Raw genomic sequence first — 18,834 nt, 5'->3', positions numbered from 1 at the left:
GGCCGTCGGGGGGATTCGATCTTCCCGCGGGCCGGGGGTCAGCCGAGCGGCAGGAAGAACAGGTGGACGTCGCGCGCGTCCTCCGGGGAGAGCAGCACCCCGCCGGGCAGCCTGCCGTACTCGACGAAGCCGCGGGCGGCGTAGAACGCGGGCAGCGGGGTGCCGCCGCGGGCGCCGAGGGTCAGCATCGCCAGGCCCGTCTCCCGGGCGTGGGCGACGGCGGCGTCGAGCAGGACCGTGCCGAGACCACGTCCCTGCAGGTCAGGGCGGACCATGAGACGCTGCACGTCGGCGCGGTGCGCGGCGATGCCGGTGCCCGGGACCAGGAAGACCGTGCCCAGCGGGGCGGTGTCCTCCCCCAGCACGAACATCCGGGACGCGCCGGACCGGGCGGCGTCGACGGTCTCGACCGCCAGTGCGCGGACCTCGTCCGGGTCGGCGCCGGGCACGAAGTCCACGGCGCCGCCGGCCTCGGTCACGGCGATCCAGAGGTCACCGAGCGCGGCGGCGGCGCCGGGGTGGGGGTCGACGACCCGGCGGACGGCCGGGACGCCTGCGGTCACAGGTTCGGGAACCAGAGCTTGATCTCCCGGTCGGCCGACTCCGGGGAGTCCGAGCCGTGCACCAGGTTGGAACCGGTCTCCAGGGCGAGGTCGCCACGGATGCTGCCGGGGGTGGCCTTCTCCACCGGGTCGGTGCCGCCGGCGATCTGCCGCCAGGCGGCGATGGCGCGGGGGCCCTCGACGACCGCGGCCAGGACCGGGCCGGAGGTGATGAACGACAGCAGCTCCTCGAAGAAGGGCTTGCCGTCGTGCTCGGCGTAGTGCTGGGCGGCCAGCTCACGGTCCACCGTGCGCAGGTCGAGGGCCACCAGACCGAGGCCCTTGCGCTCGATGCGCGAGACGACCTCACCGACGAGCTTGCGCGCGACGCCGTCGGGCTTGACCAGGACGAGAGTGCGTTCAGTCACGCGCGACAGGGTAGCGACGACCCGCCGGGGGTCCGGCACCCACCGTCACGAGTGCGCCCGGACCGCCGTGTGTCAGTCCTGCTGCTGCGACGGCAGCGTCCCCGCCGCCATCCGGCGGGCCACCTCGCGCCGCATCCAGACCAGGACCGCCCACACGAGGATGAACACCACCGCGACCACGACCAGCGAGGACAGGAACACCAGCGCCGCGACGAGCAGCGCCACCTGCAGCACCAGCGCCGCGGTGAGCCCCCACGGCCGCCGCTGCACCCCGGACGCCAGGATCATGGCGACGGCGATGCCCGCCACCACCCCGAAGCCGAGCGCGGTCGACCCGGTGCCGAAGCGCGGGAGCACCAGCAGCGCCAGGAGGACGACGATCGCCTCCAGGATCAGCGTCGCGGCGAACACGCCGCGGGCACCCTTCATGGGGTCGGTGGGCGGCGGCCGCACACCCTCGGGCACACCCGGCACGTCGCTCACTCCGGTTCCTTCCCGAACAGCGCCCGCGCCTCGCCGACGGTGACGACCGACCCGGTGACGACGACGCCGACCCCGGACCCGCCCGCCTCCTCGGCGATCTCGCGGGCCTGCTCGACGGCCTCGGCCAGCGACGGCTCGACACTGACCCGCTCGGACCCGAAGACCTCGGCGGCGAGCGCGCCGAGTTCGTCGGGGTCCATCGCACGGGGCGAGGAGTTGGTGGTGACGACGACCTCGTGCAGCGCCGGCTGCAGCCCCTCCAGGATGCCGCGGGCGTCCTTGCCCTGCAGCACCCCGATCACGCCCACGAGCCGGGTGAAGCGGAACTCCGAGCCCAGCGCGCCCGCGAGCGCGGTGGCTCCGGCCGGGTTGTGCGCGGCGTCGAGCAGCACGGTCGGCCGGTCCGGCCCGCCCTCGACGGGCTCGAGCCGCCCGGGTGAGCGGACCGAGGCGAACGCGGCGCGGACCGCGTCGGGGTCGAGGGGCTGCGCGGTGCCGGCGCCGACGAGCGCCTCGGCCGCGGCCAGTGCGACCGCCGCGTTCGACGCCTGGTGCTCGCCGTGCAGCGGCAGGAAGATCTCGTCGTAGCGGCCGGACAGGCCCTGCAGCTCCAGGCGCTGCCCGCCGACGGCGAGCTCCCGCTCCACGACGCCGAATTCGGCGCCCTCCCGGGCGACCTGTGCGCCGACCTCGGCGCAGCGCTCCAGGAGGACCTCGGCGACCCGCTTGTCCTGGGCCGCGAGGACGGCGACCGAGCCCTCCTTGATGATCCCGGACTTCTCGCGGGCGATGTCGGTGATGTCGTCACCGAGGTACTCGGCGTGGTCGAGCCCGACCGGCAGGACGACGGCGACGTGCGCGTCGGCGACGTTGGTGGCGTCCCAGCGCCCGCCGAGACCGACCTCGATGACCGCGGCCTCGACCGGGGCGTCGGAGAACGCCGCGAAGGCCATCGCGGTGAGCACCTCGAACTTGCTCAGCGCGGGCGCGTCGCCGCGCCCGGCGTCGACGAGCTCGACCAGCGGCTCCACCTCGCGGTAGGCCGCCACGTAGCGCTCGGGTGTGACCGGGCGGTTGTCCAGGTTGATCCGCTCGGTGGCGCGCTGCAGGTGCGGGCTGGTGTAGCGCCCGGTCCGCAGCCCGATCTCGGTGAGCAGCGCGTCGACCATCCGGGAGGTGGAGGTCTTGCCGTTGGTCCCGGTCAGGTGCACGACCGGGTAGCCGCGCTGCGGGTCGCCCAGTGCGTCGCACAGCGCCTGCATGCGCTCCAGCGACGGCTCCATCACCGACTCCGGCCAGCGCCGGTCCAGCGCCGCGTCGACGGCGAGGAACTCGGCGTAGCCGGTCACGGTGGACTGGGCCGGGACGACGTCGGGGTCTCCCCCGCCGCGGATCTCGTCCAGGACGGCCGCGATCAGGGCCTCCTGGGTGTCCTCCGGCGCCGCGTCGGACGCCTCGGGGGCGTCGGAGCGGTCCTCGCCACCGGGCTCGTCGTCCTGCTCCTGCTCGGCGTCGCCGCCGGACGGCTCACCGTCGGGCGAGTCGCCGAACCCGCCCTCGGCCCACCGGTCGCCGCCGTAGGTCGGCGAGTCGGCCTCGGTGAAGTCGTCGAACTCGTCGTACTCCTTCGCCACGGCGGGATCAGGCCTCCGGGAGCGCGGCGAGCCGCGCGGTGATGCGGTCGATGTCGGCGACGGCGGTCGCGTGCCGGGCACGGATCCCGTCGACGACCTCGGCCGGTGCCTTCTCGGTGAACTTGGGGTTGTTCAGCTTCTTGTCCGCGGCGTCGCGCTCCTTCTCCGCGGCGGCCAGGTCGCGGCCGAGCCGGGCGCGCTCGGCGGCGACGTCGATCGCCCCCGAGGTGTCGAGCTCGACGGTGACCGGCCCACCGGAGGTGGCGACCTCGAAGCTCGCGGTGACGGCGAGGTCGTCACCGGCCGGGTCGAGCCGGGTGAGGAAGCGCAGCGCGCGCTCGTGCGCGGTCAGCCCGGCGGCGTCGAGGCCGGTGAGGCGGGCGGCGACGGCCTTGCGGTCGGGCAGGCCCTGCTCGGTGCGGAACCGGCGGACCTCGGTGATGACCTTCTGCGCGTCGGCGACCCGGGCCGCGGCGGCCGGGTCGACCGGCGCCCCGGTGCCGTCGGCCGTCGGCCAGGCCGCGGTCACGACGGTCTCGCCGCCGGTCAGCGCGGTCCACAGCGCCTCGGTGACGAACGGCGCGATCGGGTGCAGCATCCGCAGCAGCGCGTCGAGGACGTGTCCGAGGACGGCCCGGGTGCCCGGCTCGGTGGCCGGGTCGTCGAGCTGGGTCTTGCACAGCTCGACGTACCAGTCGGCCAGCTCGTCCCATGCGAAGTGGTACAGCCCCTCGGTCGCCTTGGCGAACTGGTAGCCGTCGAGCAGCTCGTCGGTCTGCTCGCGGACCTCGGCGAGCCGGCCCAGGATCCAGCGGTCGGCGTCGGTGCGGTCGGCCTCGACGGGCAGCGGCAGACTCGCGTCCGCGCCCTTGGCCAGCGCGAACCGGGTGATGTTCCACAGCTTCGTGGTGAAGTTGCGGGACCCGGCGACCCACTCCTCCGACAGCGACATGTCGGTGCCGGGATTGGAGCCGCGGGCGATGGTGAACCGCAGCGCGTCCGCGCCGTAGGAGTCGATCAGCGCCAGCGGGTCGATGACGTTGCCCTTGGACTTCGACATCTTCTTGCCGTGCTCGTCGCGGATGAGCCCGTGCAGGTAGACGTCGCGGAACGGGGCCTTCCCCATCACGTAGGTCCCGAACATCATCATCCGGACGACCCAGAAGAACAGGATGTCGTAGCCGGTGACCAGGACCGAGTTCGGGTAGTAGCGCTCCAGGTCCGGGGTCTCGTCCGGCCAGCCCAGCGTGGAGAACGGCCACAGGCCGGAGGAGAACCAGGTGTCGAGGACGTCGGGGTCCTGGCGCCAGCCCTCGCCCGACGGCGGCTCCTCGTCCGGTCCGACGCACACGACCTCGCCGGCCGGGCCGTACCAGACCGGGATGCGGTGGCCCCACCACAGCTGCCGGCTGATGGTCCAGTCGTGCATGTTGTCGACCCAGTCGAAGTACCGCTTGGCCTGCTCCTTCGGGTGCAGGACGGTCTCGCCGGAGCGGACCGCGTCGCCCGCGGACCGGGCCAGCGGCTCGACCTTGACGAACCACTGCAGGCTCAGCCGCGGCTCGATCGGGACCCCGGTGCGCGAGTCGTGCCCGACCGAGTGCAGGTAGGGGCGCTTCTCGGCGACGATCCGGCCCTGCGCGCGCAGCTCCTCGCGGATGGCCTCGCGCGCCTCGAAGCGGTCCATGCCGTCGAAGCGGGTACCGGTCCCGGCGATGGTGCCGGCCTCGTCCATGATCGTCGGCATCGGCAGGTCGTGGCGGCGGCCCAGCTCGAAGTCGTTCGGGTCGTGCGCCGGGGTGATCTTGACGGCGCCGGAGCCGAACTCCGGGTCGACGTAGTCGTCGGCCACGACCGGGATCCGCCGCCCGGTGATCGGCATCTCGACCTCGGTGCCGACCAGGTGCGCGTAGCGCGCGTCGTCCGGGTGCACCGCGATCGCGGTGTCACCGAGCATCGTCTCGACCCGGGTGGTGGCGACGACGAGCGAGGCGTCCCCGTCGCCGTAGCGCATGGAGACCAGCTCGCCCTCGGTCTCGATGTGGTCGACCTCGATGTCGGAGATCGCCGAGCGCAGCGCCGGAGACCAGTTGACCAGGCGCTCGGCCCGGTAGATCAGCCCGTCGTCGAACATCTTCTTGAAGACGGTGGCGACGGCGCGGGACAGGCCCTCGTCGAGGGTGAAGCGCTCGCGCGACCAGTCGACACCGTCGCCCAGGCGCTCCATCTGCCCGAGGATCGAGCCGCCGGACTCGGCCTTCCACTGCCAGACCTTCTCCACGAACGCCGCACGGCCGATCGTGTGCCGGTCCGGCTCGCCCGCGGCCGCCATCCGCCGCTCGACGACCGACTGGGTCGCGATGCCGGCGTGGTCCATGCCGGGCAGCCACAGCGCGTCACGGCCCTGCATGCGGGCGCGCCGGGTCAGCACGTCGATGAGCGTGTGGTCCATCGCGTGGCCCAGGTGCAGGCTGCCGGTGACGTTCGGCGGCGGGATGACGATGCAGAACGGGTCCTTGTCCGACGACGGGTCGGCCCGGAAGTACCCGGCGTCGACCCAGCGGCGGTACATGTCGCCCTCTACCTCGCCCGGGGTCCACTTCGCGGGCAGGTCGGCGGTACGCGCTGGCAGGGTCTCGGTCACATGTCAAGTCTACGAGTCGACACCGACACGATTCCCGGCCCCCGGACCCGCGCGCTCAGGACCGGAAGTGCGCCTTGGGGATGACCCCGTGCACCCCGACGGTCCGGTCCACCACCTGCGAGACCGCGAAGTCCGCCGCCGCGGAGAGGTAGGCGTAGGCCGTCGCGCGGTCCATGCCCCGGTCCTCCTGCAGGAAGTCGAGCGCGTTGACCACGGCCCGGCGCATCGCGACGTCCAGGTCGCCCTTCTGGCCGCCGACGCTCCCGTCCGGGTCGGAGAGCCCGATGGGCACCCAGGCGTGCGGGGTCTCGCCGAACGGGTGGCCGAAGGCCACCGACGGCGCCGTACCCTCCCCCGGCCGGCACACGGTGAGCCGGAACGTGGCACGCAGCGAACCCTCCAGCGCGGTCAGCGCGACCTCCCCGTCACCCATCGCCAGGTGCGGGTCGCCGACGTGGAACAGCGCCCCCTCCGCGCGGACGGGCAGGTAGAACGCCGAGTCCGGGCCGAGCAGCCGGATGTCGATGTTGCCGCCGCCCAGGGTCGGCGGGATCGAGTTCAGCTCCGGGGCGTTCTCGGCGTCGGCCGCGGCGTGGGCGACCCCCATGGTGCCCATGAACGGGCGCAGCGGGAACGACACCTCCTGGCCCTCGCCGAACGCCAGGTGGGCCTCGGGGCCGTCCGCCCCGTCGCGGACCGGGGTGAACACCGAGACGGTGCCGTAGCGCGCGGGGTCGCCGGTGGCGCGCCCGTCGGTGGCCGGCGCGGCATGACCTCGTCGAGGGCGATCCCGGCGGGCGGCGCGCCGGACGCGGTGCGCCCGAGCGCCCCCTTCCCGTGCCTGCTGGAGACGACGCCGTAGGGCACCCGGGGCACCGCGGACAGGGTCTCGACCTTCAGGACGTCGCCGGGGCGCGCACCCTCGACGAACACCGGCCCGGTGATGACGTGCGGGCCGTCGGCGTCGACGTCGCGCGGTGTGCGCCGGTAGTCCCGGGCGACCGCGACGGCATCGGAGAGCACACCGTCGGCCGCGACCCCGTGGCGCCCGAACCACGCGACCGGGTCCCGGCCCTGGTCCTCCAGGATGCCCTCGTGGGAGACGGTGTCGATGGTGACGGTCTGCCCCGACCGCATCGTCAGCACCGGAGCGGCCCCGATCGCCGGGACGTAGCCCCAGCGCACGTCGGCCGGGTCGGACCCGAGGTAGTGGTCGCCGGGGATGTCGCCCGCACCGGGCTGCAGCGGACCGTCCGGCAGCGTCGCCGCGACGGACCCGGGGACGGTGGCGGACGTGCCGCAGCCGGCCAGCCCTCCGGCCGCGGTGACGGTGGCGGCCGCGCGGAGGAAATCGCGCCGGCCGAGCGCGGCGAGCAGCGGGCGGGGATCGGGGGGAGCCATGTCCCCACCCTCACCCGCGTCCGTGACGTCCGGATCACCGCTCGTTTACGCCCGGCCCACGGGCAGCAGCAGACACCACGGCCGCGGCCACCCCAGCACCCCGCCGACGGCCGCCGGGTCGCCCCGCCGGAGCAACGCCGGGTCGAACGCCCGCACCCGGCCGCAGCCGGGCTCGTAGACGCGCCACCGGCCGTCGTCGTCGACGCCCAGGACCAGCACCCAGTGCCGCGGCAGCCACCGGGATCCGACCAGCAGCGGGACCGGACCGACGGCGGCGGGCACCGCGGCGAGCGCGTCGCGGGTCGCCGGGCGGATCCGGAACGGTCCCGCGGCGGGCGCGTGCCGGCGCAGCCACGCCCGCATCCCCCACGGCGTCGTACCCAGGGCGCGCGGCCAGAGCCGGTTGGCCTGGCGGTGCGCGGTCTGCTGGGCGGCGGCGAACCGGTCCGCCACCACGCCGGGCCACCCCGAGCCGGCCAGCACCGCGGTCACCACCAGCACCGAGGGTCCGCACGTGACGCCGTCGACCTGGCGGCCGAGCAGGGTGCCGGGTGTGAGCTCGTCCATGGCGGACACCCTCCCCCGGCGGCGGGCGACGCGGCACCCCCGGCGGGTCTTCGGGACCGCCACGCGGCTACGGCCACGGCTGCCTGCCGGCACGGCCCCGGCGGTGAGCGCGTGTGGTCGCGGCCGGTCCGGGCGGACCCGACCCGGTGTCGCCCGGGTGGTCGGGCGGGTTCTCGCCCTAGGCTCGGCGACATGCCCGTTCTCACACCCGACGTCGTCGAGTTCCTCAACCACGGCACCCGTACCGGAATGCTCGGCTGGACGGCGAAGGACGGGCGCCCGCTCGTCGCGCCGGTCTGGTTCCTCGTCGAGGACGACACGATCGTCTTCGACACCGGGGCGGACACCGCGAAGGGGCGGGCGATCGTCCGCGACCCGCGGGTCGTGCTCACCGCCGACCTGCCCGCGCCGCCGTACGCCTTCGTGCAGGTGCAGGGCGTCGCCGAGATCAGCACGGACCCCGACGAGCTCCTGCGCACCGCGACCGCGCTCGGAGGCCGCTACATGGGCGCCGACCGGGCCGAGGAGTTCGGCCGGCGCAACGGCGTCCCCGGCGAGCTCGTCGTCCGGATCCGCCCGTCGAAGGTGGTCGCCCACCTCGACATGACGGCATGATCGGTTGACCAGTCCGGTTCATCGTCCACCGTCGCGGCGGGCGATGAGTTCGGCCGTCGGCGTCGGTCCATCACCCCGAGAGGACGGTGGACCATGACGCAGCTCGACCTCCGGCACGGCACGCAACGGGTCTTCGCGCACCTGCTGGTGAGCACCCTGGTGGTGTCGGTCGTGAACTTCACGGTGTGGTTCGCCGTGACGTTCTGGGTGTTCCTGGAGACGGGGTCGGTCGCGGCGACCGGCATCATCGCCGGGATCTTCCTGGTGGCGACGGCGCTGACCGGGATCCCGTTCGGCGGGGTCGTGGACCGGTTCGGCAAGCGCGCGGTCATGCAGGTCTCGGCGGCGGTGTCCGCCGTGGTCTACGCGCTGTGCCTGGTCCTGCTGCTGCTCGCCCCCGAGGGGGCGTTCCGCGACCCGACGGACCCGTTGCTGTGGGCGCTGGTCGTCGCGCTGATGCTGGGTGTGATCGCCGGGAACCTGCGCACGATCGCGCTGCCGACGCTGGTCACCCTGCTCGTCCCGGCCGCGGTCCGGGACCGCGCCAACGGGCTGGTCGGGACCGCGACCGGGGTGAGCTTCCTGGTCACCTCGGTCGCGTCCGGGCTGCTCGTCGCGGTGGACGGGATGCGGTCGGTGCTCGTCGCCGCCCTCGTCGTGCTGGTCGTGTCGCTGGTGCACCTGTCACGGGTCCGGATCCCGGCCGTGCCCGCACCGGCCGGCCCGGCCGTCCCCGTGACCGTCGAGGAGCGGGGCGGCCTCGACCTGCGCGGCACCGTCCGGCTCGTCGCGGGTGTGCCGGGGCTGCCCGCACTGATCGTGTTCTCCTGTGTGAACAACCTGCTCGGCGGGGCGTTCATGGCGTTGATGGACCCCTACGGCCTGTCGATGATGTCGGTCGCGGCCTGGGGGCTGCTGTGGGGCGTGCTGTCCGCCGGGGTGATCGTCGGCGGGCTCCTCGTCGCCCGGATCGGGCTGGGCAGCCGCCCGGTCCGGACGTTGCTACTGGTCAACGCCGTGCTCTGGGCCTCGACGATGCTGTTCCCGCTGCAGGCCTCGATCCTGATGCTCACGCTCGGCATGGCGGTGTTCATGCTGCTCATGCCGTTCGCCGAGGCCGCCGAGCAGACCGTGCTGCAGCGGGTCGTGCCCTACGGGCGGCAGGGCCGGGTCTTCGGGTTCGCGCAGAGCGTGGAGCAGGCCGCGTCGCCGCTGACCGCGTTCCTGCTGGCCCCGTTCACCGAGCTGGTGGTGGTTCCCTACATGAGCGACAGCGGCGCCGGTGCGGCCGCGATCGGCTCCTGGTTCGGCACCGGCACCGCCCGCGCGATCGCCCTGGTGTTCGTGGTCTGCGGCGCCCTGGGCGTGGTGCTGACCCTCGCAGCCCTGGCGAGCCGCCCCTACCGTCGTCTGTCCGCCGCCTACGCGACCGCGCCCACCGGTTCCGTCACACCCGCCGCGGAGGGTGCAGCCACCGCGCCCGACAGGTCCGACGCGGCCGACAGTTCCGACGCGGCCGACAGTTCCGACGCGGCCGACAGTTCCGACGCGGCTGACAGGTCCGACGCGGCCGCCGGGCCCGACACGGCCGGTGCTACCGATGTGCCCGACGCGGTCACAGGGACAGGCACGGGCCCGGACGCCGGGCGGGCCACCCCGCCCGCGGCCCCTCCGAGCCCGGCCGCGGTCCCTGCGACCCCGGCCGCCGTGGCCGTGACCACCACCCCCGTCCCCGGACCGGCCACCACCGCCCGGCCCCCCGCGGAGCCGGACATCGCCCCCCGGCGCTGACCACGGAGCCGTCCCCTTGATCCACACCCCCTGGCGGGCTCCCACACCCGTCGCAACAGGTGTGGGAGCCCGCCGGAGGGTGTGGACGCGGCCGGAGACGTCGTCGCACCCCGGCGGGGGTCGGCGCACCGCTGCCGGCCACGCCGGAGGCTGCGGACGCGGTCGTCAGGTCCGGCGCAGGGTGGTGGTCCAGAGGGAGGCGCCGGCCTGGTCGCGCAGGTGGACCTCCAGGGTCGTCCCGTCGGGGGCGACGTCGAGCTCCCCGAAGTGCTGGAACCCCTCCAGTGGGCTCGCCCCCTGCCGGGACGGTCCGCGCACGAACTCCGCCCGCGGACCGAAGGTCGGGTCGAGCTCGTTCGGACCGAAGGCACCGGCGTGCAGCGGGCCGGACACGAATTCCCAGAACGGGTCGAAGTCGGTGAACGCGGCGCGCTCGGGGGCGTAGTGGTGGGCGGCGGTGTAGTGCACGTCCGCGGTCACCCAGACCACGTTGCGGACCCTCCGCCGGCGAATCCCGGCGAGCACCCCGGCGATCTCGGACTCGCGCCCGCTCGGCGGCCCCGGCACCCCGTTGGCGACGGCCTCCCAGGCGGTGTCGCCGTCGGGCACCAGTACCCCGATCGGCATGTCCGAGGCGACGATCTTCCACGTCGCACGGGAGGACGCGAGCGCGTCGACGAGCCAGCGGGCCTGGGCCTCCCCCAGGATCCGCTCGCCGCGTCCGGTGTTGGCGGAGTTCGCGCTGCGGTAGGTGCGCATGTCCAGCACGAACACCTCGACGTGCGGGCCGAACGGCACCCGCCGGTACACCCGTCCGTCGACGGCGGTGCGTGGGTCGACCGGCTGCCACTCGTGGAACGCGCGGAACCCGCGGGCCGCGAGCACGTCCACCCGCTTCTCGGTGTAGCGCTCCCCCACCTCACCGGTGAGGATCTCCCCCGGGTACCAGTTGTTGGTGACCTCGTGGTCGTCCCACTGCACGATCTGACCGACCGAGGCGGCGAACCGGCGCAGGTTGTCGTCGCGCAGGTTGTAGGCGAACTGGCCGCGGAACTCGGTCAGGGTCTCGGCGACCTTCGCCTTCTCGGGCGTCATCTCGTTGCGCCACACCCGGCCGTCGGGCAGCGTGACGGTCTCGGTGAGCGGGCCGTCGGCGTAGACGGTGTCGCCGGAGTGCAGGAACAGGTCGGGGTCGCGGTCGGCCATCGCGGAGAAGATCCGCATGCCGCCGGTGGCGCGGTCGATGCCCCAGCCCTGCCCGACGACGTCGCCGGACCACTGGATCCGCACCGGCTCGCCGCGCCCGGGGACCGCCCGGAAAGAGCCGGTCAGCGGCGCGCTCGCGGGACCGCCGTCGAGCGGCTGGGCGACGACGCGGTAGTGCACCCGCCCCCGCGTCGCCGGGACCCGCAGCTTCCCGGTGAGGTCGGTGTCCGGGGTCAGCACCGGGCCGGGGACCCGCAGCGCCCGCCGGAAGTCCGGCGAGCCCGCGACCTCCACGACCATCCGCGACGGCCGGTCGGCGCGCGTCCAGACGAGCCCGGAGCCGGGCCGGACGTCACCGGCGGCGACACCGTGGGTCAGGACCGGCCGGCCGGAGCGCACCAGGGCGGGTGCGGCCGCAGCCGCCCCCGGCAGGACGAGGGTCGCGGCGCCGGCGAGACCGCCGGCGGCCGCGGTGCGGAACAGGGAGCGTCGGGAGAGAACCACGCCCGCCGTTCTAACCCGGACGAGTGATGACGAACCGGACCGTCCGGGTGAACGGCGGGCGAAGACTCAGCCGAACAGGGCGGGGATCTTCAGGACGAGCTCGTACAGCCCGTAGGCGAACGGCACGCCGACCCACACCCAGGCCAGGACGGCCCCGATCCACTGCACCGGCCCCCAGGTCGACGACCCGCCGGTCTCGGCAACGCTGCTCACGCGGTCTCCTTCTGGGTCGGGGTGCGGGCCGCCTGCGCGGACGGCTCGTGGTGCTTCGCGTCGACCGGCTTGATCAGCTCGTTGCAGACGAACGCGATGACCAGCAACACGATCATGATGATGAACGCGGTCGTGTACCGGGCCGGGCCCTCGACACCGGCCTCGATCCGCGCGTCGGCGATCGCGTTGACGATCAGCGGGCCGAGGACGCCCGCGGTGGACCACGCCGTCAGCAGCCGGCCGTGGATCGCGCCGACCTGGTAGGTGCCGAACAGGTCCCGCAGGTACGCCGGGACAGTGGCGAACCCGGCGCCGTAGAACGACAGGATCAGCACCGCGGCGACGATGAACAGCGCCCGCGACTGGTTCGGGATCAGCGTGATCAGCAGGTACAGCAGCGCGCCGACGCCCAGGTAGATGCGGTACATGTTCTTGCGACCCAGCACGTCCGACAGCGACGACCAGGCGATGCGCCCGGCCGAGTTCGCCAGCGACAGGATCGCGACGAACCCGCCCGCCGCCGCGGCGAGGGTGGCGGTGGCCCCGTTCTCCGCGAAGAAGTCCTGGAAGATCGGCGAGGCCCGTTCCAGGATGCCGATGCCCGCGGTGACGTTGAAGCACAGCACGACCCACAGCAGCCAGAACTGCGGCGTGCGGATCGCGGTGTTCGCCGAGACGTTGCCGGTCGAGATCATCCCGCTCTTCTTGGCCGTCGACGGGTCCCAGCCCGGCGGCGTCCAGCCCTCGGCGGGCACCCGGATGAGGATCCAGCCGACCGACATGAAGACGAGGTAGATCAGGCCCATCGTGAGGAACGTGGACCCGATGCCGGCCGAGGTGGCCCCGTCACCGGAACCGCCGAACGCCGACAGCAGCGAGTTCGTCAGCGGGGTCGCGATGAGCGCGCCGCCGCCGAAGCCCATGATCGCCAGGCCGGTGGACAGGCCCGGGCGGTCCGGGAACCACTTGATCAGTGTGGAGACCGGCGAGATGTAGCCGATGCCCAGGCCGATGCCGCCGACGAAGCCGTAACCCAGCACGACCAGCCAGTACTGCTCGGCGTAGAGGCCGAGACCCGAGATCAGGAACCCGGCGACGAAACAGCTCGACGCGACGACCATCGCCCAGCGCGGGCCGTTGCTGTCGACCTTCGTGCCGAACAGCGCCGAGGACAGGCCCAGCATGATGATGCCGAGCGTGAAGGGCAGCGCCGTGGCGACGCCCGACAGGTCGAGTGCGTTCGCCAGCGGGGTCTTGAAGACGCTCCAGGCGTAGACCTGGCCGATCGCCAGGTGGATGGACAGCGCGGCCGGTGGGACGAGCCACCGGCTCCATCCGGGTGGAGCAACGATGCGCTCCCGCGTGAGAAATCCGGACATGTCGCCCTCCGTCGTAGTTGACGGAGCAACGCTAAGTAGTGCGGAGGGGCGCAGCAACCCGAGCGGGTCTCGAAACGACAACGCCGGTCCCACCTGCAGGTGGGACCGGCGTCGGGTCGGTTCTGGCCGCGGCTCAGGCCGAGCGGTCGCGGCGCTCCCGGCGCTGCGGCTGGCGCGGGACGATCGTCGGGTTGACGTTGTCCTTGACCGTCTGTGCCGTCACGACGACCTTCGCCACGTCGTCGCGGCTGGGGATGTCGTACATGACCGGGAGGAGCACCTCCTCCATGATCGCCCGCAGGCCACGGGCGCCGGTGCCGCGCAGGATCGCCTGGTCGGCGACGGCGTCGAGGGCGTCCTCGGCGAACTCCAGCTCCACGCCGTCCATCTCGAAGAGCTTGCGGTACTGCTTCACCAGGGCGTTCCGCGGCTCGGTCAGGATCTTGACCAGGGCGTCCTTGTCGAGCGAGGTCACCGAGGCGACGATCGGCAGTCGGCCGATGAACTCGGGGATCAGGCCGAACTTGATCAGGTCCTCGGGGAGGGTCTCGGCGAAGCGCTCCGCGGAGTCCAGGTCCTTCTTCGAGCGGATGTCGGCGCCGAAGCCGATACCGGACTGGCCGACCCGCTCGCCGATGATCCGCTCCAGCCCGGCGAAGGCGCCGGCCACGATGAACAGGACGTTCGTCGTGTCGATCTGGATGAACTCCTGGTGCGGATGCTTGCGGCCGCCCTGCGGCGGGACGCTCGCGGTGGTGCCCTCGAGGATCTTCAGCAGCGCCTGCTGCACACCCTCGCCGGACACGTCGCGGGTGATCGACGGGTTCTCCGACTTCCGCGCGATCTTGTCGACCTCGTCGATGTAGATGATGCCGGTCTCGGCGCGCTTCACGTCGTAGTCGGCGGCCTGGATGAGCTTGAGCAGGATGTTCTCGACGTCCTCGCCCACGTAGCCGGCCTCGGTGAGGGCGGTCGCGTCGGCGATGGCGAACGGGACGTTGAGCATCTTGGCCAGCGTCTGCGCCAGGTAGGTCTTGCCGCACCCGGTGGGGCCGAGCATCAGGATGTTCGACTTGGCGATCTCGATGCCGTCGGAGGCGTCGCCGCCCGCGGCACGGCTGCGCTCGCCTGCCTGGATGCGCTTGTAGTGGTTGTAGACCGCCACCGACAGCGTGCGCTTGGTGGTGGCCTGACCGACGACGTACTGGTCGAGGAACTCGTGGATCTCGGTGGGCTTGGGCAGCTCGTCGAGCTTGACCTCACCGGCCTCGGCCAGTTCTTCCTCGATGATCTCGTTGCAGAGATCGATGCACTCGTCGCAGATGTAGACGCCGGGGCCGGCGATGAGCTTCTTGACCTGCTTCTGGCTCTTCCCGCAGAACGAGCACTTGAGCAGGTCCCCGCCGTCGCCGATGCGTGCCATAGGTGTCGATCCCCAGTCCTGGTCCGGCGTTCTCGCGTCGCGCCCGTCGCCCCGTGCGGATTGACGGTACCTGCCCGCGGCCCGCACGGGGACCGGAAGCGGTGTCCGGTTCCCCGGCGGGTCGCCGGGCGGTCACCGGCGGCCGGAACCGGCCGCCGGTGACCCGGGTGTCACTTGCCGCCGGCGGTACCGGACAGCTTGCGGCTCTGCACGATCTCGTCGACCAGGCCGTACTCCTTGGCCTCCTCGGCCGTGAGGATCTTGTCCCGGTCGATGTCCTCGCGCACCTGGTCCGCGGAACGGTTCGAGTGCCGCGCGATGACCTCCTCCATCCGCTTGCGGATGCGGGAGATCTCCGCCGCCTGGATCTCCAGGTCCGACACCTGGCCGTACACGCCCTGCGTGGCCGGCTGGTGGATCAGGATGCGGGCGTTCTCGACCGCCATGCGGCGGCCCGGGGTGCCCGCGCACAGCAGCACCGCCGCGGCCGACGCCGCCTGCCCGAGGCAGACGGTCTGGATGTCGGGACGGATGAACTGCATGGTGTCGTAGATCGCCATCAGCGACGTGAACGACCCGCCCGGCGAGTTGATGTACAGCGAGATCTCGCGGTCCGGGTCGAGCGACTCGAGCACCAGCAACTGCGCCATGGTGTCGTTCGCCGAGGTGTCGTTGATCTGCTCACCGAGGAAGATGATGCGCTCCTCGAAGAGCTTGTTGTACGGGTTCGACTCCTTGACCCCGTAGCTGGTGCGCTCCACGTAGGACGGGAGCACGTACCGGGAGCGGGCCGGGTCCGGCGCCCAGCCTCCGGGGCCGCGCAGGTCGGTCATCGACTCCGGGTGGCGAGGGTCGAAGGTGCTCACTTGTCGCTCCCGTTCTGCTCGCCGATCCGCCCGGCGTGCGTCACGACGTGGTCGACGAAGCCGTAGTCCTTGGCCTCCGGCGCGGAGAACCAGCGGTCCCGGTCGGAGTCCCGCTCGATGGTCTCGACCGACTGACCGGTGTGCTGGGCGATCAGCTCCGCCATCTCCCGCTTGGTGCGGCGGAACTGCTCGGCCTGGATGGTGATGTCGGCTTCGGTGCCACCGACGCCCGCGGACGGCTGGTGCATCATGATCCGTGCGTGCGGCAACGCCGAGCGCTTGCCCGGGGTGCCCGCCGACAGCAGGAACTGCCCCATCGACGCGGCCATGCCCATCGCCGTGGTCGCCACGTCGCACGGGATCAGGTTCATCGTGTCGAAGATGGCCATGCCGTCGGTGACCGAGCCACCGGGCGAGTTGATGTAGAGCTCGATGTCCTTGTCCGGGTCCTCGGCCGCGAGCAGCAGCATCTGCGCCGCGATGCGGTTCGAGATCTCCGCGTCCACCTGCTGACCGAGCACGATGATGCGCTGCTGGAGCAGGCGGTCGTACACGGAGTCGGACAGCGACATCGCGCTGATGCCGGACCGCATCTGCGGCCCGGTGCCGCGGCCCGCGGACGGGCCGGTGTCCTGCTGGCTCACTTCACCCTGCTTTCCGAAGTCGGGCCCGCCCCCGTGGCGCGGACGCCGCGGGAGAGGGTCCCGGAGTCTTCCTCTGGATCGCTCTCGGTTCTCCGGTGTCGGGTCTTGCGAACCCGTTCACGGTCCGGTTGGGGACCGGTTCGGAGCCGACCCTACGCGGAGCGGATGCCCCGCGTAGGGAACGACGCCCGATGTTCGCCGACAGCGCACGACGAGTCGTGCGGGACCGCGCGACGACCGCCGATCAGGCCTTCGCGTCGGCCTTGCCGGAGGCCTCGTCGGCGGTGGTGTCCGCGGCGTCGTCGGCGGTGTCGTCGGCACCGTCCACGTCGGCCGCGGGGATCTCCTCGACGGTGGTCTCGTCCTCGTCCGGCCCGAGCAGGTCGGACAGGTCGACGGCCTCGCCACCCGGCAGGGTGACGGTGGCGGCGCGCACCGCGGTGATCAGCGCCTTGGAGCGGCGGACGTCCTGGTAGATCACGCCGAGCTGGCCGGCCTGCTGGATCTGCTGGACGAACTGCTCCGGGGCCATGCCGTACTGCTGCGCCTGGTAGACGATCCGCTCGGTGAGCTCCTGGTCCCCGACCGAGATCTCCTCGCGGTCGGCCAGGGTGTCGAGCACGAGGCGGTAGCGGACGGCCTTCTCGGCCTCCTCCCGCGTCTCGGTGTCGAACTGCTCGCGGGTCTTGTCCTGCGAGGAGAGGAACTCGCCGAATTTGTCCTCGTCGTGGTCGAAGGCGTGCACCGCGTCGTGGGTGCGGGTCTCGACCTCGGCGGCGACGACCGACTCCGGCAGCGGCACCTCGGTGTCCTCGACGAGCTTGTCCAGGAGACGGTCGCGGGCCTGCGCGGCCTGCTCCATCCGCTTGGACCGGCCCAGACGCTCGCGCAGGTTCTCGGTCAGCTCGTCGAGCGTGTCGAACTCCGAGGCCAGCTGGGCGAACTCGTCGTCGGCGTCGGGGAGGTGACGCTCCTTCACGGTGGTCACCTTGACGGTGATCTCCGCGTCCTTGTCGGCGTGCTCACCGGCGACCAGCTTCGAGGTGAAGGTCTTCTCCTCGTCGGCCGACATGCCCTCGAGGGCCTCGTCGATGCCGTCGATGAGACCGCCCTGGCCGACCTCGTAGGAGAAGCCGGTGGTGGTGGCCTCCTCGATCTCCGTGCCGTCGACGGCGGCGGAGAGATCGATCTGGACGTAGTCACCGGACTGCGCGGGACGCTCGACACCCGCCAGGGTGCCGAACCGGGCGCGCAGCTGGTCGAGCTGCTCGGTGACCTCGTCCTCGGTCACCTCGGTCTCGTCGACCTCGACGGTCAGGCCGTCCAGGTCGGGGAGGGTGATCTCGGGGCGGATGTCGACCTCGGCGGTGAACGCGATGCGCTCGCCGTCGGCGATCTCGGTGACCTCGATGTCGGGCCGGCCGATCGGCTTGACGTCCTCGGACGTCACCACGGCCTCCTGGTACTTCACCGGGATCGCGGCGTTCACGACCTCGTCCAGGACGGGGCCACGGCCGATCCGGGCCTCCAGGATGCGGGCCGGCGCCTTGCCCGGGCGGAAGCCGGGGATCCGGACCTGCTGGGCGATCTTCTTGTACGCGCGGTCGAAGTCGGGCTTGAGCTCGTCGAACGGCACCTCGACGTTGATCCGGACGCGCGTCGGGCTGAGGTGCTCGACGGTGCTCTTCACGGTGGAACTCCTTGGGCGGTACGAGTGCTGCAACGGGCCGCGGCTCGCGCGGCCCCCGGTCGGTGGCCCCGCCCGCCGGCGCCGGACGATCCCGGCTCTGCGCCGGGCGTCCCGTGCCACCGGCCGCCGGGTACGTGGGACGCGCCCGGTGACGGCGGGGCTCGCGCGAGTCTAGGCGAGCCCGGTCACCGTGCGACGGCCCGGGCGCGGGTCACGGTGCGACGGACCCGCCCGGAGCCTCGCCCGCACCGACGTCGGCGACGGTCACGTCCACGGCCAGGGTGTCGTCACCGAGGACGGCACGGACCCGGTCGGCGACCTCGTCGGCGACCACGGCGAACGGCCTGCCCAGCCGCAGGACGACGGCGATCTCCACCGGGTCGGCCAGCCGCACACCCTGGACCCGGTGCCCGGGCAGGTACGACGCGATCGAGCCGAACGGGCCGCCGTCGAGCCGCAGCACCGACGGGTGGGCGAGCACGGCGTCCGCGACGGCCTGCGGGCCGGGTCCTGCGGCGGGGTCGGTCACGGCTCGGACCCTAGCCACACACGACGGCGGCGGCACCCCGCTGCGGGGTGCCGCCGCCGTCGTCGTGCGCGGGTCAGCTCGTGAAGGTGTCCTTGAGCTTCTCGCCGGCCTGCTTCAGGTTGCCGGTGGCCTGGTCCGCCTTGCCCTCGGCCTGCAGGTCCTTGTCGTCGGTGGCCTTGCCGGTGGCCTCCTTGGCCTTGCCACCCAGCTCCTCGGCCTTGTTGCTGATCTTGTCTCCGAGACCCATGGGGCTCACCTGCTTCCTGATCGCGTGT

The 18,834-nt window shown here is 72.7% G+C and carries 19 protein-coding genes; 2 read left to right on the top strand and 17 right to left on the bottom strand.

Features of this window, described 5'->3' with window-relative positions; all coding sequences use genetic code 11:
- Positions 1 to 38 precede the first annotated feature (38 nt).
- From ATL51_RS24560 to ATL51_RS24530, 8 genes are all read right to left on the bottom strand, one after another.
- Positions 39 to 563: a GNAT family N-acetyltransferase gene (locus ATL51_RS24560; protein WP_073578072.1), complete on the bottom strand. Its 525-nt coding sequence runs from the start codon at positions 561 to 563 to the stop codon at positions 39 to 41.
- On the bottom strand, positions 560 to 970 hold the full coding sequence (gene ndk / locus ATL51_RS24555; RefSeq protein ID WP_062404405.1) for a nucleoside-diphosphate kinase: 411 nt from the start codon (positions 968 to 970) through the stop codon (positions 560 to 562). The genes ATL51_RS24560 and ndk overlap by 4 nt, the downstream gene beginning before the upstream one ends.
- A gap of 72 nt (positions 971 to 1,042) precedes the next feature.
- A complete protein-coding gene (locus tag ATL51_RS24550) occupies positions 1,043 to 1,453 on the bottom strand; it encodes a DUF4233 domain-containing protein (protein ID WP_308292812.1) in 411 nt (136 codons plus the stop codon).
- Complete coding sequence (locus tag ATL51_RS24545; RefSeq protein WP_100880066.1) at positions 1,450 to 3,087, bottom strand: bifunctional folylpolyglutamate synthase/dihydrofolate synthase; 1,638 nt, start codon at positions 3,085 to 3,087, stop codon at positions 1,450 to 1,452. Before ATL51_RS24545 ends, ATL51_RS24550 begins: the two co-directional genes overlap by 4 nt.
- Before the next feature lie 7 nt (positions 3,088 to 3,094).
- Entirely contained in the window at positions 3,095 to 5,731 is a 2,637-nt protein-coding gene (locus tag ATL51_RS24540; protein ID WP_100880065.1) for a valine--tRNA ligase, read from the bottom strand.
- 55 nt (positions 5,732 to 5,786) lie between these two features.
- Complete coding sequence (locus ATL51_RS29130; protein WP_301549171.1) at positions 5,787 to 6,338, bottom strand: acetamidase/formamidase family protein; 552 nt, start codon at positions 6,336 to 6,338, stop codon at positions 5,787 to 5,789.
- Positions 6,290 to 7,132 (bottom strand): twin-arginine translocation signal domain-containing protein, encoded by an 843-nt coding sequence (locus ATL51_RS29125; RefSeq protein ID WP_208623065.1) that lies wholly within the window; start codon positions 7,130 to 7,132, stop codon positions 6,290 to 6,292. Before ATL51_RS29125 ends, ATL51_RS29130 begins: the two co-directional genes overlap by 49 nt.
- Positions 7,133 to 7,177: 45 nt before the next feature.
- Entirely contained in the window at positions 7,178 to 7,699 is a 522-nt protein-coding gene (locus ATL51_RS24530; protein WP_100880064.1) for a hypothetical protein, read from the bottom strand.
- 192 nt (positions 7,700 to 7,891) lie between these two features.
- Here ATL51_RS24530 and ATL51_RS24525 point away from each other — a divergent pair, with 192 nt between their 5' ends.
- Together ATL51_RS24525 and ATL51_RS24520 are read left to right on the top strand one after the other, a co-directional pair.
- Entirely contained in the window at positions 7,892 to 8,314 is a 423-nt protein-coding gene (locus ATL51_RS24525) for a PPOX class F420-dependent oxidoreductase (protein ID WP_073578076.1), read from the top strand.
- Positions 8,315 to 8,407: 93 nt separating this feature from the next.
- Positions 8,408 to 10,105: an MFS transporter gene (locus tag ATL51_RS24520; RefSeq protein ID WP_208623064.1), complete on the top strand. Its 1,698-nt coding sequence runs from the start codon at positions 8,408 to 8,410 to the stop codon at positions 10,103 to 10,105.
- Between the two features lie 165 nt (positions 10,106 to 10,270).
- Here the strand turns inward: ATL51_RS24520 and ATL51_RS24515 are convergent, their stop codons facing one another.
- From ATL51_RS24515 to ATL51_RS24480, 9 genes are all read right to left on the bottom strand, one after another.
- Entirely contained in the window at positions 10,271 to 11,815 is a 1,545-nt protein-coding gene (locus ATL51_RS24515; RefSeq protein ID WP_100880063.1) for an alkaline phosphatase D family protein, read from the bottom strand.
- A 66-nt stretch (positions 11,816 to 11,881) separates the two neighbouring features.
- Positions 11,882 to 12,028, bottom strand: a complete 147-nt coding sequence (locus ATL51_RS28455; protein WP_157818505.1) for an MFS transporter small subunit — start codon at positions 12,026 to 12,028, stop codon at positions 11,882 to 11,884.
- The gene (locus tag ATL51_RS24510) at positions 12,025 to 13,407 is read right to left on the bottom strand and encodes an OFA family MFS transporter (protein ID WP_073578078.1); all 1,383 of its coding nucleotides are present in this window, start codon (positions 13,405 to 13,407) and stop codon (positions 12,025 to 12,027) included. The genes ATL51_RS28455 and ATL51_RS24510 overlap by 4 nt, the downstream gene beginning before the upstream one ends.
- Before the next feature lie 133 nt (positions 13,408 to 13,540).
- Positions 13,541 to 14,830: an ATP-dependent Clp protease ATP-binding subunit ClpX gene (clpX, locus tag ATL51_RS24505; RefSeq protein ID WP_020625701.1), complete on the bottom strand. Its 1,290-nt coding sequence runs from the start codon at positions 14,828 to 14,830 to the stop codon at positions 13,541 to 13,543.
- Between the two features lie 170 nt (positions 14,831 to 15,000).
- Positions 15,001 to 15,663, bottom strand: coding sequence for an ATP-dependent Clp protease proteolytic subunit (locus ATL51_RS24500; RefSeq protein ID WP_062404399.1), 663 nt, complete (start codon positions 15,661 to 15,663; stop codon positions 15,001 to 15,003).
- 29 nt (positions 15,664 to 15,692) lie between these two features.
- Complete coding sequence (locus tag ATL51_RS24495) at positions 15,693 to 16,289, bottom strand: ATP-dependent Clp protease proteolytic subunit (protein WP_062404398.1); 597 nt, start codon at positions 16,287 to 16,289, stop codon at positions 15,693 to 15,695.
- A 295-nt stretch (positions 16,290 to 16,584) separates the two neighbouring features.
- Positions 16,585 to 18,030 carry a trigger factor gene (gene tig / locus ATL51_RS24490; RefSeq protein WP_100880062.1) on the bottom strand — a complete coding sequence of 482 codons (1,446 nt, stop codon included), beginning with the start codon at positions 18,028 to 18,030 and terminating at the stop codon, positions 16,585 to 16,587.
- Positions 18,031 to 18,241: 211 nt separating this feature from the next.
- A complete protein-coding gene (locus ATL51_RS24485; protein ID WP_100880061.1) occupies positions 18,242 to 18,559 on the bottom strand; it encodes a methyl-accepting chemotaxis protein in 318 nt (105 codons plus the stop codon).
- Between the two features lie 73 nt (positions 18,560 to 18,632).
- A complete protein-coding gene (locus ATL51_RS24480) occupies positions 18,633 to 18,806 on the bottom strand; it encodes a CsbD family protein (RefSeq protein WP_073578081.1) in 174 nt (57 codons plus the stop codon).
- Positions 18,807 to 18,834: the final 28 nt, after the last annotated feature.

This window comes from Pseudonocardia alni, assembly GCF_002813375.1.
Classification (GTDB): Bacteria; Actinomycetota; Actinomycetes; order Mycobacteriales; family Pseudonocardiaceae; genus Pseudonocardia; species Pseudonocardia alni.
This window is presented reverse-complemented; position numbering and strand designations above follow the sequence as displayed.

Bases quoted from the DNA above. Each gene is read 5' to 3' on its own strand.
- ATL51_RS29130 (WP_301549171.1), bottom strand. From the start codon at position 6,338: ATGGGGGTCGCCCACGCCGCGGCCGACGCCGAGAACGCCCCGGAGCTG.
- ATL51_RS29125 (WP_208623065.1), bottom strand. From the start codon at position 7,132: ATGGCTCCCCCCGATCCCCGCCCGCTGCTCGCCGCGCTCGGCCGGCGC.
- ATL51_RS24530 (WP_100880064.1), bottom strand. From the start codon at position 7,699: ATGGACGAGCTCACACCCGGCACCCTGCTCGGCCGCCAGGTCGACGGC.
- ATL51_RS24525 (WP_073578076.1), top strand. From the start codon at position 7,892: ATGCCCGTTCTCACACCCGACGTCGTCGAGTTCCTCAACCACGGCACC.
- ATL51_RS24520 (WP_208623064.1), top strand. From the start codon at position 8,408: ATGACGCAGCTCGACCTCCGGCACGGCACGCAACGGGTCTTCGCGCAC.
- ATL51_RS24510 (WP_073578078.1), bottom strand. From the start codon at position 13,407: ATGTCCGGATTTCTCACGCGGGAGCGCATCGTTGCTCCACCCGGATGG.
- clpX (WP_020625701.1), bottom strand. From the start codon at position 14,830: ATGGCACGCATCGGCGACGGCGGGGACCTGCTCAAGTGCTCGTTCTGC.
- ATL51_RS24500 (WP_062404399.1), bottom strand. From the start codon at position 15,663: ATGACCGACCTGCGCGGCCCCGGAGGCTGGGCGCCGGACCCGGCCCGC.
- ATL51_RS24495 (WP_062404398.1), bottom strand. From the start codon at position 16,289: ATGCGGTCCGGCATCAGCGCGATGTCGCTGTCCGACTCCGTGTACGAC.
- ATL51_RS24480 (WP_073578081.1), bottom strand. From the start codon at position 18,806: ATGGGTCTCGGAGACAAGATCAGCAACAAGGCCGAGGAGCTGGGTGGC.